The organism is Schaedlerella arabinosiphila, from assembly GCF_003885045.1.
Lineage (GTDB): Bacteria > Bacillota > Clostridia > Lachnospirales > Lachnospiraceae > Schaedlerella > Schaedlerella arabinosiphila.
Map to the genome: position 1 here is coordinate 1276600 of NZ_RHJS01000002.1, position 15548 is coordinate 1292147.

Genomic DNA, 15548 nt, shown 5'->3' on the forward strand with positions numbered 1-15548 from the left:
CGCAATGCACGCATGGGAAACTATAGACCAGTCATTGAATTATATCGAGGAACATTTATCAGGAGAAATCTCTACAGAGGAGCTTGCCGATATGGTTGGCTTGTCCCAATTTTATTATCAGCGTCTGTTTAAACGTCTGGTCAGAAAACCGGTCCAGGAGTATGCGAAACTCCGCCGTTTGGCAAAAGTGGTTGAGGGGTTAAAGGATACGGACCGAAGGATTCTGGATATTGCTTTGGACTACGGCTTTTCAAGCCATGCAAATTTTACTAGGGCTTTCAAGGAGACATATGGGATTACGCCGGAGGAATACAGGAAGACCTTACCGATGCTTAATACTTTTGAAAAGCCGGAAATTTCTATGAATTATGTACTGGTGGACGAAGGGGTTCCGCTGGTGGTGGGCGGTATCGTCCTGGAGATCCAAAGAAAGACGTTGGAAAAACCGGAAATTTATCTTGGCTTTGAAGCAGAAGTTGAAATTTCCAGACAAATACCCGTCGGTGAAAGCACCGGCATAGATGTGCCAGGACAGCTTTGGAAACAGTATCATGCGAAAAAAGAACTGCTTGCAGCGAATCTCAACGGCAGGGTGGAAATAGGGATGTCCCATATGGGAAATTTCGCACAAGGGGTGTTCAATTATTTTGCGGGCGGAATGATCCAGAAAATGCCGGAGCAGCTGCCGGAGGGATTCGTAAAGCAGGAACTTCTGCCGGGCAAATATATTGTCAGCAGAATCGAGGCGGAGAATTTTGAAGACTTGGTAACGGTGAAGCTTGACCAGGCAAACAAATATCTATTCAGCACATGGCTGCCTCGGCACAACCTCACTACAGAACCATTTTCGGTAGAAAAGTATTTCCGGGATGCAGAAGATATGGCGTATATGGAAATCTGGGTGAAACCGTTGCTGCCTGAAAAGGAAAAATAAATTTGGGAAGATGAGGTATAAGCAAAGCCGGCAGGCAGGGAGTTCCCTACTGCCGGCTTTGTTTCGATTTTATTCATTATTTTTTATTCTGGCCTCAAACATTTTCACATCACGCATGGAATATTTCGCCGCTTTCAGTATTTCTACCAAAACGCGTATCTCATATTCATTACAATCTCTAAAGATTTCATTTGCTTCTTTGCTAAATACATATTTAGTTTTCAATACCGTATCACATATCAACTCATCGACCGACACTTTTAGAAGATTTGCTATAGCAATAAGCGTTGTCAGGCTGACGCTGGAATTACCGGTTTCAATATTGCTGACATGCTGAGGTGTAACTCCTATCTTTTCTGCCATAATTTCCTGAGTCAGATCGGTTTTAAGTCTTGCTATTTTGATTCTCTTACCTATGGCTTTAAAATTAAGCTCCATGGATGGGGGTACTCCTTTGATATAAGTATTTCTGTACATTGTAACCTTTGTAAAACTATATTATAATAAAATTATAAAGTTAATCATTCTTATGTTAATGAAAAATGTGTCATGGTGATTGATGGGAACCTGCCGCTTGGCATCATAGCGAACACGGCGGCAATCATGGGCATCACGCTGGGGAAGCAGATGCCGGAGGTCGTAGGTGCGGATGTGTATGACAGGACAGGAAACGGGCATTTGGGGATTATAGAGTTTCCGGTACCAATCTTAAAGGGAAATGTGGAGGTGATCAAGTCTATCCGTGAAAAGCTGTATGAGCCGGAGTTTTCGGACTTGACGGTGGTGGATTTTTCAGACCTTGCGCAGGGGTGTAAGACCTATGATGAGTTTATTGAAAAGATGAAGGATGTTTCAGAAACGGAACTGAATTATTATGGGATTGCTATCTGCGGGACAAAAAAGAAAGTAAACAAATTGACAGGAAGTATGGCGCTGCTGAGATAAAGGATATACAAAAGCTAACCGCCGCAGATGGCTAACCGCCATATGCGGCGGTCTGCCTTTTCAGAAGGCAGGCCGGGCGGCCTGATAAGGGAAATTAGTTGGAAAGCGGGGAAATAAGAGGTAATATGCTTACACGGCGGTTTGCGTTTGTGCCGCCTTTCGGGGCAGCCGTCCCTTTCAATTTAGAGAGAGTGAACAATTGTTTTTTGGAAAGCAACCAACAGTTGCCGGATTGGAACACATAGGTGGATTGATTATGGAAAAACGCTAAAGTATAATGAATGTCTGGAGGATGTCAGAATGGAATTTAAAGAAAAATTGCAATTACTAAGAACAAATATGAAACTGTCACAGGAAGAACTTGCTAACAGGCTGGATATATCAAGACAGTCTATAACAAAATGGGAGAATGGACAGTCTTTTCCGGATATTCAGAACCTTATACAGCTTAGTGAGATTTTTAAAGTCTCCATAGACAGGCTTGTGAAGGAAAATGATATCTGTACAATCAGCCTCTTTTATGAACATAAATATCCTATGCAGGATATCAGGATTTTTTTAGTCAGGGCAAAAAATAACACATATATCACGGATGAAAATGAAATCATGCCGTCACAGCCTGGCTCCCACGATTTCCGTTATGAAGATGGTGATTACCTGTATATGGATACTTACCTTGGCGGGCAGAAATTCATAGGCGGGGAACGTGTCTGGATAAGGAATCATGCAGTGTGGGCTATGAATTATTACGGGGAGAGCCTGGATGAGAATTTTGATATTATATTTTTGAAAGAAGCGCTTTCCCATGTGTCGGTTTCCATGCCGTTCCGAGGGCCGGAATTCTATCAGAAAGGCGATTATATGTACCAGTGCCAAGTGCAGGGTGATTTTGAATGTTTTTCAGGAGAGGAACGGATATATTGTAGGCAGAAAAAGGTATACGCCTGTATGTTCCACGGAGGGACTATCTTATGAACATGGTAGAAAAAGAAGTAGTAGTAAAAGATCTGGTTACAAAATCAAATCTTCCGGCAAGCGATTATGTGATAAACCCTTATGTAGGCTGCCCTCATGGGTGCAGGTACTGTTATGCCTGCTTTATGAAGCGGTTTACGAACCATAGCGAGGCATGGGGGAGTTTTATTGACATTAAGCGGTGTGACAAGCCGATAAGCAAAAAGAAACTGCAGGGAAAGTCGGTATTCCTGTCATCTGTAACGGACTGTTACAACCCATTTGAGGAAAAATACGAAAATACACGGAAGATATTGGAGCAATTGATTTCCATAGATTGTGAACTGAATATCTCAACGAAATCCCAACTGATTTTAAGGGACATTGATTTACTGAAACAGTGTAAAAATCTGAAAGTTTCGGTTTCGGTCAATACATTGGATGAGCAGTTTAAAAGTGATATGGATCGTGCCAGCAGCATCGGAAAACGGCTTGAAACGATAGAAACATTGCATGAGAACGGCATATATACCGTTTTGTTCATGTCGCCCATCTTTCCGGGCATAACAGATTATAAGGAAATAATAGTAAAAATACACAGATTCGTGGATGAATACTGGTTTGAAAATCTGAACCTGCGTGGGAGTTATAAACAGGATATCCTCAGCTACATAAAAAATGCCTACCCACAATTAGTGGAATTATATGATGAAATATATGTAAAAGGGAACATGGGGTTCTGGAACAATCTTTCTGTTGAGATTGAGGAATATTGCGTTGAACATTCAATAAAACATATAAATTATTTTTACCATAAGGAGTTGGTAGAAGCAAAATTGAAACCAAAATAACCGGGTAGTGACCGCCGCTGTGGACTTATTCTCTATATGCGGCGGTCTGTTATTTCTGTAGGCAGGCCGGAAATTACTTGGAAAGAGGGGAAGTGCTTAACTATGATCTGTCCATACCCATATCATATAAAAACGTCAATGGCTCTTAATGATTAACGATAATTGACCGATATATAAAGTGTCGAAATAAAATGAAAGGAAGGCAGAGATATGGCAAAGGAAGAGATTACACCGAGCGAATGGCAGATCATGGAAGTTCTATGGGCAAGCGATACGCCGCTGACATCCTCTGAGGTCTACAAGAGGATGCAGGGGAATGTGGATATGTCGATGAGGATGGTGCGGGTGCTGATGAACCGCCTGAACCAGAAGGATATCCTCGGATACACCGTGGATGAGCATGATTCGAGGGTTTACCACTACTATGTGCTGAAGCAGAAGGAGGAATGCGTGAAGGAGAAAAGCAGGAAGTTTGTGGACAGCTATTTTTCCGGCAGCGGGACAAATGCGATGGCGGCACTGCTGCAGAGCTTCGCATTGACAGATGAGCAGATAAAGGAACTGAAGGAGATTCTGGAGAAAAGCAAGGGGCAGAATGCGGAATCCTTGGATAAAAAGTGATGGCCATGCCCGACTGGAGACAATTAGCCAGCCTTATAAATTTTTGCACGGCTTATTACACTACCCAGCTTGTGCGGTGTGCGGCATTTTCCTTCGTGCTGATCGGGCTTGTGATGCTGCTCCGGAAGATATTTTTTTCGGAACGGACTTTTTTAAGGGGAATGTCGTGGGCATTGTTCCTGGTCATCCCGTTTCTTGGAAGATTGAAGATGTTTTATGAAAATGCCGCCGTACTAAAAGCAACATGGAGGATTACGGCAGTAACGGCTTCATGGCTGTGGGGTGACCGCATTTATATGGCAGGCATTCTGGTGACTGCCATCTGTATATTTGGAAAACGGATACGTCTTCAAAGAATTGTTTCCGGAATGGAAAAAGTTATGTTTGAAAATGTCCGTATCTATGTTACAGACATGAATATCACGCCATTTACCGTCGGGCTGTTAAAGCCGAAAATCGTCCTGCCGAAAGTGATGGCGGACAGTTACAGCAAAGATGAGCTTAAGTCTGTTATACAGCATGAGCAGACGCATATCCGGTTAGGGCATTTATGGTTTGGCTTTGCATGGGATATGCTCAGATGCCTCCTGTGGATCAACCCATTACTGACAGTTTTCCAGAAACATTTCCGTGCAGATATGGAGGATATCTGCGACAGGGTGTGCATACAAAGCAGCAGAAGGACGGCTCATGAATATGGCATGGTGCTGCTGAAAACCCTGAAACTGCTGAGTTCAAAATCGGAGGGTACGGCGCCTGCCGTCACCTATGCGGGGGAAAGGGAATTTGCAGACATGAAAAGGAGGATGGGCGAAATTGCCAGTTTCCGTCCATACCGGAAAAAACTGTGCGTAGGCATGTTAGCCACAGCTTTTCTGATGATTGCGGCCATGCTGTTGGCGGTACATACACATTCCTATGCCCGCTGCAATGAAAGCAGGGACATTCTAGTTGGAAATTATGACGGGGAACCTCAAGTTATTTCTTATGATACCGAGGAATTAAGCCAGATGATTTCGTATGATGACAGATACGTTTATGTTGAAAGGCAGGCCTTTGAGGATTTTTTAGAAGAAAACAATGCAGAAGGAGAAATTTGGATTGTCTTCGGCGGATTTTATAAACTTCCGGGTTTGGCTGGCATAGCGGAATCCTGTATTTATGAAAGCAGTTCAAAAGACAGGATAATACAAATTCCCTATGAAAGTATAAGGAATTACTGGTATTATGAGTTGCTTGAAATATTATAGGCCAACTGTACAGTTGAAATGGTTTTCAAATAAATTTATTATCAAGGAGGAAAAAATTATGGCAATGGAGATTACAAACAATTACAGAAGTTATGTAGCGCAGGGTATGGCGGGAAACTCTGCTGCAGGCAGCACGAAAAAGAAGGAAACAGAAAAAACACAGGAGACGGCAGAAAACAGTAAATTCAAGAAGACAGCAGAGTATGCGAATGAACTGGCCAAACTTGTTCCAAGCGTAGATTTTAAGGTTGGAAATGTCTGCTCATCAGCCAAAAGTGGCAAGTCACTGACCGTCAATCCCCAACTTTTGAAAAAAATGCAGAATGATCCCGAAAAAGAGAAGGATATGAAAGACATGATAAAAGGCGTTGAGTCTATGTCTAGATTGGCAGAAGGCATGGCGAAAGCCACTGGATGGACTATAGTGTATCAGCACAGTTATATTGATGAGAACGGAAAATATCATTGCAGAATGCAAACCAGAAACGATGGTATGTTAAAAATGAGTGCTAAGATGCGGGAAGAAAGGAAGAAAATTTCTGAGAAACTGTTTGAAAAGACAAAAGAAAAGGCAACAGAAAGGAAGGAAAAATTAGCGGAAACATTAGAAGAAAAGAAAGCGGAAAAGGCAGGGGATGGATCAGCCTATAACAAAGCAGAGCAGCTCTTAGAAGAAAAAATGTCTGCTTCCCAAGACGGCACGATTTATCTGAATGACGCAGATATGAAAACAATCATCGAAGCAACCAAGGAAGAGGATGCGGGCAAAACCACCATAAAAGATCAGCCGCAGGTTGGCGCGAATCTGGATTTACAGATATAAGAACAGCGGATCTTATTGGAATGACTTTTTCGGAAATTCATCAGATCGAAAAACAGGTTCTTATCATCAAAGCGGAAGCATCTATGAGCAGTATATGATGGGGTGGTTGGATTTCAAAAATAGTTTAGGGAAGGGGGAGAGTGTGAGGATGAATTTATCATTGAAACCGATTGACTCCTATTTGATAAATCAAAGTGGAAACTTTTTAGCTGTATTTCACTGTGATTCTTACTGAAAAATCAGGAGTGATGAATATGACCAGAAATATTACAGAAAATCCATTAATAAATAACGTTTTATATAAGCAAGTTGCTTAGAAAGAAGACGTGGTAGAAAATACTACGCAGCAGGAAAAAGCTGCTGGTTTGTCGCAAATGCAGAAGCGATACGACATAATAGAATATCAAGATAATGAAGAGTCAGCCGGAATTTATGAATTGAAAAAAGATGAAAGCGGGAGACCGCAGATCAGATTTAATCATCCCGAAGACAAAGATTCTAATGCATTTGATAATATAGAGGATGTTGATAAAAGCGAAGAAGATAATAAAAATAGTGAAAGGAATGGTGAAAAGCCCATCGTTGTGGTGACGACCTTAGATCTGTCTGCTGTTGAGAGAGAGATAAAACAATTGAAACAACAGCAACAACAATTAGAACAGAAATTGAATTCGGCAGCAGAAGAACAGAAAAAAGATATACAGGTAGAACTCGATCGAGTAATTCAAGAACTTAAACGGAAGGATACAGATACCTATCGTGATAGTCATGCCTACCGTAGACAATATACTCTTGATTAAAGTAATACAATAAAAAAGCTGCAGAAAGAACGGGATGATTTTTCACTTTCCCGCAAAGAGATCACAAACAACCGGAAATAGTATGTCCATCGACCCATTTTAGAACCCATTTTATAACTAACACCATAATTGTGTTTGGGCGAGAATCATAGTATAATAGATTGCGTAGTGGTGATGATTATTCATCTTGGATATAGAAAAAGGCTGTTATACAATGCATTCGAACGAATAGGCAGAAGGAAAGCGGCTAATGAATGATGGAAGGAGTGTGGAAAGAAATGGATGTGCGAAAGAAGAAACTCCCGATAGGAATTGAAAATTTTGAAGATATGATGAAAGAAGATTTTTACTATGTGGATAAAACGGGACTTATTGCTGACTTACTTCATAATTGGGGGGCGGTAAATCTTTTTACCCGCCCGAGAAGATTCGGAAAATCGTTGAATATGAGTATGCTGGAACACTTTTTCTCATTGAATGGGGATAAGAGTATCTTTGATGGGCTGGAAATTTCAAAAGAGGCTTCGCTTTGTGAAGAATATATGGGGAAGTATCCAGTTCTTTCGATTTCCTTGAAAGGGATTGACGCACGGAACTATGAAATGGCATTTGAAATGGCAGTTCAGATTATGAAGAGAGTTCCCGCAAAAGTACAATACCTTTTGGAGAGTGATGCCTTAAGTGAACAGGACAAAGCGGAATACTGTAAACTTCTGGATGATAATATGTCGGAAGCGGTATTTTGTAATAGCCTGAGAGTCCTATCGGAATTGTTGGAGAAGCATCATGGCGCAAAGGTCATTCTGCTAATTGATGAATATGACGTCCCTTTGGCAAAGGCTCATGCGAATGGATATTATGACCAGATGATTTCATTGATTCGTAATCTACTTGGAGAGGCACTCAAAACAAACAACAGTTTGAAATTAGCGGTTCTGACAGGATGTCTTCGGATTTCTAAGGAGAGTATCTTTACCGGGCTTAATAATCTGAAAGTATTGACGATTGCAGATGAGCGTTTTGATGAATATTTTGGTTTTACAGATAAAGAAGTGAGGGGCCTTCTTGAGTATTATGATGCAGCGGATCATTATGATGAGGTAAAAAGATGGTACGATGGCTACCAGTTTGGAAATGCGGAAGTGTATTGTCCGTGGGATGTGCTGAATCATTGTGACAGAATCAGAAGCGAATCGAATGTTCAGCCGGAAAACTACTGGATCAACACCAGCAGTAACGATGCAGTGAAGCGGTTTATCCAGGAATCGGCAAATGCTACGACAAAACGGGAGATTGAACGTCTGGTAGCAGGGGAAATCATTATAAAAGAAATCCATCAGGAACTTACGTATCCGGAGATTTATCAGACGATTGATAATATCTGGAGTCTGCTTTTCACCACCGGTTATCTGACCCAGCGGGGAAAAGCAGAGGGAAGGCAGATGAAACTGGCGATTCCAAATCTGGAGATCCGGGATATTTATGTGACACAGATTATGGAATTCTTTAAAGAGAATGTCCGGAAGGATGGGGATACGCTGAACCGCTTCTGTAATGCCCTGCAGAAGGGAGATGCAGAGGTTGTAGAAAAAGTTTTTACTGAATATCTAAGAAGGTCAATCAGTATCCGGGATACGTTTATAAAAAAAGATATGAAAGAGAACTTTTATCATGGTGTTTTAGTTGGAATCCTGGGAGTGAAAGACCGATGGGGCATTTCGTCTAACCAGGAAATGGGCGAAGGCTATGCGGATATCCTCGCGGAACCGGATACCGGAGATATGGGAATTATCATAGAAGTAAAATATGCGCATGACGGAGATTTGGATGCGGCGTGCAAGGAAGCATTAAAACAGATCGCGTATACCAGATATGAAGATGACCTGGAGGACGACGGGGTAGAGCATATCTTAAAATACGGAATTGCATGTTATAAAAAGCGGTGTAAGGTCATGTTAGCAGAAAGATAAACGGCTGAATTTGTAACTCGTTATCATGGACAAAAAGCCAAAGAGGATCTGCTGTATATCTAAGAATATAGTATGGAAAGCCACAGATTTCTAAAAGAGAGGTCTGTGGCTTTTCCATTTTCTCTGCCGGACCGCATCGAAACCACCGGCAGTCTCCATTGTGCATATTTCATAAAAACCAATGCATAATTTTGTCGCCATTGTTGAAAATATAAAAATAGCTTGCATTCCATGATCCTGTATGATAATATAAAAGCATGAAAAATGAATCGATTCATATTTTAAAAAACCAAATAATATAAGGATAAATTCAATTTAAAATGAATTGATATATTTTTGATGGAAAAGGAGGAAAGTCATGAAAAAAATTTTAGCGATTATCTTAGCAATAGGTATGGTTTTGTCACTGGCGGCTTGCGGGGGAAATAGTTCTGACGGAGGGAATGCATCCGGAGAAGAGGGCGGCAGCAAAGACACCCAGACAGAGAGCGGGAAAAAAACCGTCGCGCTGGTACCTCCGGCAATGATCTCACCGTATTATAAGTCTGTGATATCCGGTGCGCAGGAGGCATGCGACAAGCTGGGTTATGAATTGAAAACACTGGCTCCGGAATCAGAATCTGATTATGCGTCACAGGTTCAGATCGTGGAAGACATGATCACACAGAAGGTAGACGGAATCATCCTCTGCGCGATCAACAGCGACGCCATCGTTGCAGCCGTAAAGAAAGCCAATGAAGCGGACATTCCGGTCGTGATGTTCAATACGCAGAATGAACTTGCCGGCGGGGATGTTGCATGCTATGTGAGATATGACCAGTACGAGGCCGGCGGCAAAGTGTGTGATTTTGTTGCGGAACAGTTTGGAGAAGAACTGAAAGCAGCCATCGTGGAAGGACTTCCCTCAGACCATACGACAGAGAGAATGGGCGGCTTCGTAGACAAGGCAAAAGAGGAGCATCCTGGTATTGAAGTTGTGGCAAGTCAGGCAGGAGACTGGGAGCGTGAAAAGGGGATGAACGCGGCGGCGAATATGCTGCAGGCCAATCCGGACATTGATGTGATCTTCGCGCTGTGCGATGAGATGGGACTCGGTGCCGTGCAGGCGGTCAAGGAGGCCGGCTCGGATGCCAAAGTGGTAAGCTTTGACGGAAATCCTAACGCAGTGGCAAGTATCCAGGCAGGGGATCTGGTTTCGACGGTTTCCATCGGAGGCCCGGGAACGGGAAATATGTGTGTAGAAGCATTGGAAAAGCTTTTTAAAGGCGAGTCGGTCGAAAAAATCGTCAATGTAGATACGGAGATCATATGGGAGGAAAATGCAGATCAGTTCCCATCGGAGGCAGATTAAGCGCTGCGATTCACGGCCAGCCGTGAACTGCAATGATTAAGCCTGTTGGATGAAGAACTAAGGGTGCTGTAAGATGCGGCACCCTTTTCAGATAAGGAGAACATATATGGCAGAAGAGTTTATTTTGAAAATGTCTGATATTACGAAACGTTTTCCCGGAGTATTGGCGCTGGATCATGTCAGCTTGCAGGTAAAAAAGGGGGAGGTTCACGCACTTTTAGGGGAGAACGGAGCCGGAAAAAGTACCCTGATGAAGATTCTGGCCGGCGCCTATGTAAAGGATGAGGGCAGCATTGAAATTTTCTCACAGAAAACAGAATTGGGAAATCCCAAAGCGGCGGAAGACCTGGGGATAGGCATCATTTACCAGGAGCTGAACCTGATTCCGACCCTGACCGTGGCAGAAAATATATTTCTTGGACGGTACAAGATGGGAAGCAGGATCAAGATCAACTGGAAAGAAGTCTACGAAGAGGCAAACCGGCTGCTGGAGGATCTGGAGGTTGATGCAAAGAGCACGGATTATATACGGGATCTAGGAATCGCGCAGCAGCAGATGGTGGAAGTGGCAAAAGCGCTTTCGATGAATGCCCGCATCATTATCATGGACGAACCCACGGCGCCTCTGACGGCAAGGGAAACGAAGAACCTGTTTCGGATTGTAAAGAAGCTGAAAGAAAACGGAGTTTCGATCATTTACATTTCCCACCGTCTGGAGGAGGTCTTGGAAATCTGCGACCGCGCAACGGTCATGCGGGACGGCTGTACGATCCAGGAGCTGAATATTGCGGAAACCGACATGGATGAAATGATACGTCTGATGGTAGGGCGCGAATTGAAAGAAAAGTATCCCCGGATTGAGAAACAGATCGGGGAAGTGGTATTTCGCGTGGAGAATCTGTGTGCAGGAACGAAAGTGCAGAATATCAGCTTTCATGTCAGGGCGGGCGAGGTCTTATGCGTCGGCGGCCTGGTGGGCGCGGGACGGACGGAGACGGTCAGGGCAATTTTCGGACTGGATGAGAAAACGGACGGCAGAATCATCATTGATGGAAAGCCGTGCAATATCAGGAGTCCAAAGGATGCAATCGCAGCCGGCATCGGATATGTAACAGAGGACCGAAAGGGCGAGGGGCTGGTACTAAAGCTGGACGTAGGGGAAAATATTACGCTGGCGGCGCTGGATCAGTTCCGCAGCGGCGTTCATTTGAATTTGCGGAACGAAAAAAATGTGGTGCGGGACTATGTAAAGAGATTAAACATCAAGACTCCTTCCATTTTTCAGAAGGTGGAAAATCTTTCCGGAGGAAATCAGCAGAAAGTGGTTCTGGCAAAATGGCTGCTGTCAAAATGCAAGGTGCTGATCCTGGACGAACCGACAAGAGGAATCGACGTAGGCGCAAAGATCGAAGTATATAACCTGATCAACGAATTGGCGAAGGAAGGGAAAGCAATCCTGGTGATCACATCGGAGATTCCGGAGCTGCTGGGAATCTGCGACAGAGTTGTGGTGATGGCAAGAGGCCGAGTGAGCGGAACACTTTCCAGGGAAGAAGCGAATCAGGAAGCGATCATGACCATGGCGGTAGGAGCTCAAAGCACATCATCCGGAGACGGGGATGGGAAGCAGCCGGAAACAGAAACGATGGAAAAGGAAAGAGGATGATAAGTATGAAGAATAAGGTAAAAGAAAGAAAAGGTACAAGCTATCTTGGAATATTGATCGCATTGCTGGCGCTGTGTGTCGTATTATCCTTTGCCAGCAGCAGTTTTTTGACGGTATCGAACCTGCTCAATGTCTCACAGCAGATATCCACCAATTTCTTGATTGCCATCGGTATGACATTTATCATCTTGCTGGGCGGGATCGACCTGTCCGTCGGATCGATCATTGCGGTCACAGGGCTGATGATGGGACTGATGATGAAAAGCTGGAATCTGCCGGTGCTGGTCAGCATTTTGCTGGGGCTGGTATTTGCGTCCGCAATCGGAATGGCCACCGGACTTTTGATCACCGGATTTGAACTGCCGCCGTTTATTGCGACACTCGGAATGATGTCGATTGCCAGAGGAGCGGCTTATACGATCACCCAGGGGCAGCCGATCTATACATTTCCCGAGGGATTTCTTGCAATCACGGGAAGATACGGCGGAGTTCCGATTTTTACAATCCTGATCATGGCGGTCCTGTTTTTGATTGCGGCCTATGTCTTAAAATATACCAAATACGGAAGATATATTTATGCAATCGGAGGAAATGAAAACTGTGCACGGCTTTCCGGTATCAATGTGAAAAAGGTAAAATGCCTGGCCTATGTGATCAGCGGATTTTGCTGCGGTGTGGCGGCGATCATCCTGACATCCAGGCTGGATTCGGCCGTCCCCACCAATGCGGACGGGGCGGAGCTGGACGCCATCGCGGCAGTGGTTATCGGCGGGACTTCCATGAACGGCGGCGAGGGGACGCTGGTAGGGACGCTCATCGGAACCCTGATCATCGGGATCGTGGCAAATGGTCTGAACCTGCTGAACGTGCCCCAGGGCGCGCAGCGTATGGTAAAGGGCGGAATCATTGTGCTGGCAGTGATTGTGGACGTGATCCGCAGAAAAAGAAACCAAAAAGCCTGAGCGGCGGAAACAAACGAGCTGAAAAAAGATACAATGACTGGAGGAAGAACGATGAATGAAGCGCTGGGACACAAAACATGGTGTATTCCGGATTTATACATGAAGGAGCCGGGAACGATGCCTACGCCTTCCCATGAAAGCATTACGCTGCTGAATACAGGAAACCGTACGGCAGAGGTCGTGATCGATCTGCTGTTTGACGACGGAAGGCATTCGGAAAAGCTGGAGGGAATCCAGGTAGGGCCGGCAGGGACAAAGCATCTGCGGATGGACCAACTGGAGGAATGGGGGATTCAGATTCCCACATCCGTATGCTATTCGGCCATTATTACAAGCAGTGAGAAGATCGTGGTAGAATATGCGAGATTCAACTGGATTGACGGGGCGGCGCAGTCGTTTGCGGTGATCCCGTACTATGAGAATTAAGATGGAGAATATAGTTTGTGCTGTGGAAAAAACAGAGCTTATCAAGACATCAGGAAAAGGAGAAGAATCGAATCATGACAGAAAAAAGAGTGGCAATTGTGACAGGCGGAACAAGAGGGATGGGACAGGCCATCAGCATTGAGCTTGCAAAGAGAGGCAATATTGTCTGCGCGGCCTACAGGTCCAATGAAGAGAGCGCCAAAGAAACATTGAAAAAGATACAGGAGCTTGTACCGGAGAGCGGAATTTATAAGGTAGACGTTTCACAGGAGCAGGAGATCAAACGGTTTGTCAGTGAGATTGGAACGAAATTCGGAAGGATTGATATTCTTGTCAACAACGCCGGGATTTTTGACTTCCGCTTTATGGATGAAATGGACGGGGAGTATCTGGACCGTGTCCTGAACACCAATTTCAAAAGCCAGTTTTTCATGCTGCAGAATGCTGCGGAATATATGAAGAAGAACCACTACGGAAGAGTTGCCAACGCCTCCTCCATTTCAGGCCGGTTTGCGGACTGCGGCCTTGTGGCGTATGCGGCAAGCAAGGCAGGAGTGGATATGATGACGAAGATTGGCGCTGCAGAACTGGGACCGTACAATATCAGCGTCAATGCCTATGCGCCGGGAATCATCCATACAGATATGACAGACGCCATGATTCAGGAACGGGGGGACGAGCAGGTCAGGGACCTGTGCCTGAACCGGTTTGGGACAGGGGAAGACGTGGCGGCGCTGGTCGGATTTCTGACTTCCCCGGAGGGCGGATACGTGACCGGTGAGATCATCGGAATTGACGGAGGGATGTTCAAGGTACAGAATACATATCTGGCATATGAGCATGCAAGAAAGAACGGATGAAAGCAACTGAGAAAAGACAAAGAAGCACAGGAAGGAGAGAAATAAGATGGAAAAAAGAGACGCGAAGATGAAAGCATTATTTTCCTACGCACCCTATGATAACCGGCTGGAGGAAACAGATATTCCTTCTGCCGGTCCCGGGGAATTGGTTGTAAAGGTGCTTGGATGCGGGATCTGTGCAGGTGATGTCAAGTCATATCATGGCGGAATCCGGATCTGGGGAACCAGCCTGGAAAATCGATATATCGAAGCGCCGGTGATCGGCGGACATGAATTTTTCGGGGAGGTTGTGGAGATCGGAGAAGGGATGGACAGCTATTCCCTGGGGGAATGGGTAACGGCAGAGCAGATTGCCCCCTGCGGGGAATGTGAATTTTGCCGTCAGGGAAAATACTGGATGTGCCAGGAATCCGCGGTTTACGGATTCAAGCAGCACATTCACGGCGGATTTGCGGAATATATCAGGCTGCATAAAAACAGCAGGATTCATAAGCTGCCGAAAAGCTTTACACCGGAACAGGCCGTCCTGGTGGAACCCATTGCCTGCGGAATGCACGCCGTGGAAATGGCGGAGATCGGGCATGATGACACGGTTGTGATCGCGGGACTGGGGGCTATCGGAACCTCAATGGTCAACCTGGCCGGATTATATCTTCCGAAGCAGATCATCGGGATCGATGTAAAACCGTTCCGGATGGAAATGGGAAAAAAGTACGGTGCGGATTATGTATTGAATCCTATGGAATGCAATGTAGAGGAAGAAATCCGAAAGCGTACGGGCGGATATGGATGCGATGTGTATATTGAGGCGTCCGGAAGCCCCAGAAGTGTGACCCAGGGGCTGCAGTCTTTAAAGAACCATGGAAGATACGTGCAGATGGGAGTGTTTGCCGAGGAGGTAAAAGCGGATTGGAATATCATCGGCGACGGCAAGGAACTGAGCATCCGGGGTTCCCATTTGTCGGCCCTGACGTTTTGTTCCGTGATCAAAGGTATAGAAAGCGGGCTGATCAAAACGGAAGGTCTGATCTCACATTCCTTTGGGCTGGAACAGTGGGAGGAGGCATTTGAAGCGGCTGAGAAGGCCCCCCAGGCGATGAAAGTAATGCTGCGCCCGTAATTGCTTCAGGTTTTG

16 protein-coding genes are annotated in these 15548 nt (G+C 44.9%); 15 read left to right on the plus strand and 1 reads right to left on the minus strand.

The features are described 5' to 3' along the window. Nucleotides 1-4: 4 nt before the first annotated feature. On the plus strand, nucleotides 5-934 hold the full coding sequence (locus tag EBB54_RS06315) for an AraC family transcriptional regulator (RefSeq protein ID WP_016220564.1): 930 nt from the start codon (nucleotides 5-7) through the stop codon (nucleotides 932-934). Nucleotides 935-1003: 69 nt separating this feature from the next. On the opposite strand, the gene EBB54_RS06320 is transcribed toward EBB54_RS06315, so the two are convergent. Further along, nucleotides 1004-1372, minus strand: a complete 369-nt coding sequence (locus tag EBB54_RS06320; RefSeq protein ID WP_125126797.1) for a helix-turn-helix domain-containing protein — start codon at nucleotides 1370-1372, stop codon at nucleotides 1004-1006. Between the two features lie 111 nt (nucleotides 1373-1483). Between EBB54_RS06320 and EBB54_RS06325 the strand changes: the two genes are divergently transcribed. From EBB54_RS06325 to EBB54_RS06390, 14 genes are all read left to right on the plus strand, one after another. Next, nucleotides 1484-1879, plus strand: a complete 396-nt coding sequence (locus tag EBB54_RS06325; RefSeq protein ID WP_004068820.1) for a DUF2000 domain-containing protein — start codon at nucleotides 1484-1486, stop codon at nucleotides 1877-1879. A 300-nt stretch (nucleotides 1880-2179) separates the two neighbouring features. Beyond that, on the plus strand, nucleotides 2180-2854 hold the full coding sequence (locus EBB54_RS06330) for a DUF5680 domain-containing protein (RefSeq protein ID WP_125126798.1): 675 nt from the start codon (nucleotides 2180-2182) through the stop codon (nucleotides 2852-2854). Continuing rightward, the gene (locus tag EBB54_RS06335) at nucleotides 2851-3684 is read left to right on the plus strand and encodes a radical SAM protein (protein WP_125126799.1); all 834 of its coding nucleotides are present in this window, start codon (nucleotides 2851-2853) and stop codon (nucleotides 3682-3684) included. Before EBB54_RS06330 ends, EBB54_RS06335 begins: the two co-directional genes overlap by 4 nt. A gap of 210 nt (nucleotides 3685-3894) precedes the next feature. Continuing rightward, nucleotides 3895-4305 carry a BlaI/MecI/CopY family transcriptional regulator gene (locus EBB54_RS06340; protein ID WP_125126800.1) on the plus strand — a complete coding sequence of 137 codons (411 nt, stop codon included), beginning with the start codon at nucleotides 3895-3897 and terminating at the stop codon, nucleotides 4303-4305. Continuing rightward, nucleotides 4305-5555, plus strand: a complete 1251-nt coding sequence (locus tag EBB54_RS06345; protein WP_243127870.1) for a M56 family metallopeptidase — start codon at nucleotides 4305-4307, stop codon at nucleotides 5553-5555. The genes EBB54_RS06340 and EBB54_RS06345 overlap by 1 nt, the downstream gene beginning before the upstream one ends. Before the next feature lie 58 nt (nucleotides 5556-5613). Then, nucleotides 5614-6378, plus strand: coding sequence for a hypothetical protein (locus EBB54_RS06350; RefSeq protein ID WP_125126801.1), 765 nt, complete (start codon nucleotides 5614-5616; stop codon nucleotides 6376-6378). A gap of 326 nt (nucleotides 6379-6704) precedes the next feature. Then, nucleotides 6705-7178, plus strand: a complete 474-nt coding sequence (locus EBB54_RS06355; RefSeq protein ID WP_125126802.1) for a hypothetical protein — start codon at nucleotides 6705-6707, stop codon at nucleotides 7176-7178. Between the two features lie 278 nt (nucleotides 7179-7456). After that, a complete protein-coding gene (locus EBB54_RS06360; protein ID WP_125130627.1) occupies nucleotides 7457-9148 on the plus strand; it encodes an AAA family ATPase in 1692 nt (563 codons plus the stop codon). A 358-nt stretch (nucleotides 9149-9506) separates the two neighbouring features. Continuing rightward, entirely contained in the window at nucleotides 9507-10499 is a 993-nt protein-coding gene (locus EBB54_RS06365) for a sugar ABC transporter substrate-binding protein (RefSeq protein WP_125126803.1), read from the plus strand. A 106-nt stretch (nucleotides 10500-10605) separates the two neighbouring features. Further along, complete coding sequence (locus EBB54_RS06370; RefSeq protein ID WP_125126804.1) at nucleotides 10606-12165, plus strand: sugar ABC transporter ATP-binding protein; 1560 nt, start codon at nucleotides 10606-10608, stop codon at nucleotides 12163-12165. Between the two features lie 5 nt (nucleotides 12166-12170). Then, nucleotides 12171-13127: an ABC transporter permease gene (locus EBB54_RS06375; protein ID WP_125126805.1), complete on the plus strand. Its 957-nt coding sequence runs from the start codon at nucleotides 12171-12173 to the stop codon at nucleotides 13125-13127. 33 nt (nucleotides 13128-13160) lie between these two features. Beyond that, nucleotides 13161-13553 (plus strand): sensory rhodopsin transducer, encoded by a 393-nt coding sequence (locus tag EBB54_RS06380; RefSeq protein ID WP_125126806.1) that lies wholly within the window; start codon nucleotides 13161-13163, stop codon nucleotides 13551-13553. 74 nt (nucleotides 13554-13627) lie between these two features. Further along, nucleotides 13628-14413 carry an SDR family NAD(P)-dependent oxidoreductase gene (locus EBB54_RS06385; protein WP_125126807.1) on the plus strand — a complete coding sequence of 262 codons (786 nt, stop codon included), beginning with the start codon at nucleotides 13628-13630 and terminating at the stop codon, nucleotides 14411-14413. Between the two features lie 46 nt (nucleotides 14414-14459). Then, nucleotides 14460-15533, plus strand: coding sequence for an alcohol dehydrogenase catalytic domain-containing protein (locus EBB54_RS06390; protein ID WP_125126808.1), 1074 nt, complete (start codon nucleotides 14460-14462; stop codon nucleotides 15531-15533). Nucleotides 15534-15548 lie beyond the last annotated feature (15 nt).

Excerpts from the sequence above, each read along its gene's own strand:
- EBB54_RS06315 (WP_016220564.1), top strand. The coding sequence starts at position 5 with ATGCACGCATGGGAAACTATAGACCAGTCATTGAATTATATCGAGGAA.
- EBB54_RS06320 (WP_125126797.1), bottom strand. The coding sequence starts at position 1,372 with ATGGAGCTTAATTTTAAAGCCATAGGTAAGAGAATCAAAATAGCAAGA.
- EBB54_RS06325 (WP_004068820.1), top strand. The coding sequence starts at position 1,484 with ATGGTGATTGATGGGAACCTGCCGCTTGGCATCATAGCGAACACGGCG.
- EBB54_RS06330 (WP_125126798.1), top strand. The coding sequence starts at position 2,180 with ATGGAATTTAAAGAAAAATTGCAATTACTAAGAACAAATATGAAACTG.
- EBB54_RS06335 (WP_125126799.1), top strand. The coding sequence starts at position 2,851 with ATGAACATGGTAGAAAAAGAAGTAGTAGTAAAAGATCTGGTTACAAAA.
- EBB54_RS06340 (WP_125126800.1), top strand. The coding sequence starts at position 3,895 with ATGGCAAAGGAAGAGATTACACCGAGCGAATGGCAGATCATGGAAGTT.
- EBB54_RS06345 (WP_243127870.1), top strand. The coding sequence starts at position 4,305 with ATGGCCATGCCCGACTGGAGACAATTAGCCAGCCTTATAAATTTTTGC.
- EBB54_RS06350 (WP_125126801.1), top strand. The coding sequence starts at position 5,614 with ATGGCAATGGAGATTACAAACAATTACAGAAGTTATGTAGCGCAGGGT.
- EBB54_RS06360 (WP_125130627.1), top strand. The coding sequence starts at position 7,457 with ATGGATGTGCGAAAGAAGAAACTCCCGATAGGAATTGAAAATTTTGAA.
- EBB54_RS06365 (WP_125126803.1), top strand. The coding sequence starts at position 9,507 with ATGAAAAAAATTTTAGCGATTATCTTAGCAATAGGTATGGTTTTGTCA.
- EBB54_RS06370 (WP_125126804.1), top strand. The coding sequence starts at position 10,606 with ATGGCAGAAGAGTTTATTTTGAAAATGTCTGATATTACGAAACGTTTT.
- EBB54_RS06375 (WP_125126805.1), top strand. The coding sequence starts at position 12,171 with ATGAAGAATAAGGTAAAAGAAAGAAAAGGTACAAGCTATCTTGGAATA.
- EBB54_RS06380 (WP_125126806.1), top strand. The coding sequence starts at position 13,161 with ATGACTGGAGGAAGAACGATGAATGAAGCGCTGGGACACAAAACATGG.
- EBB54_RS06385 (WP_125126807.1), top strand. The coding sequence starts at position 13,628 with ATGACAGAAAAAAGAGTGGCAATTGTGACAGGCGGAACAAGAGGGATG.
- EBB54_RS06390 (WP_125126808.1), top strand. The coding sequence starts at position 14,460 with ATGGAAAAAAGAGACGCGAAGATGAAAGCATTATTTTCCTACGCACCC.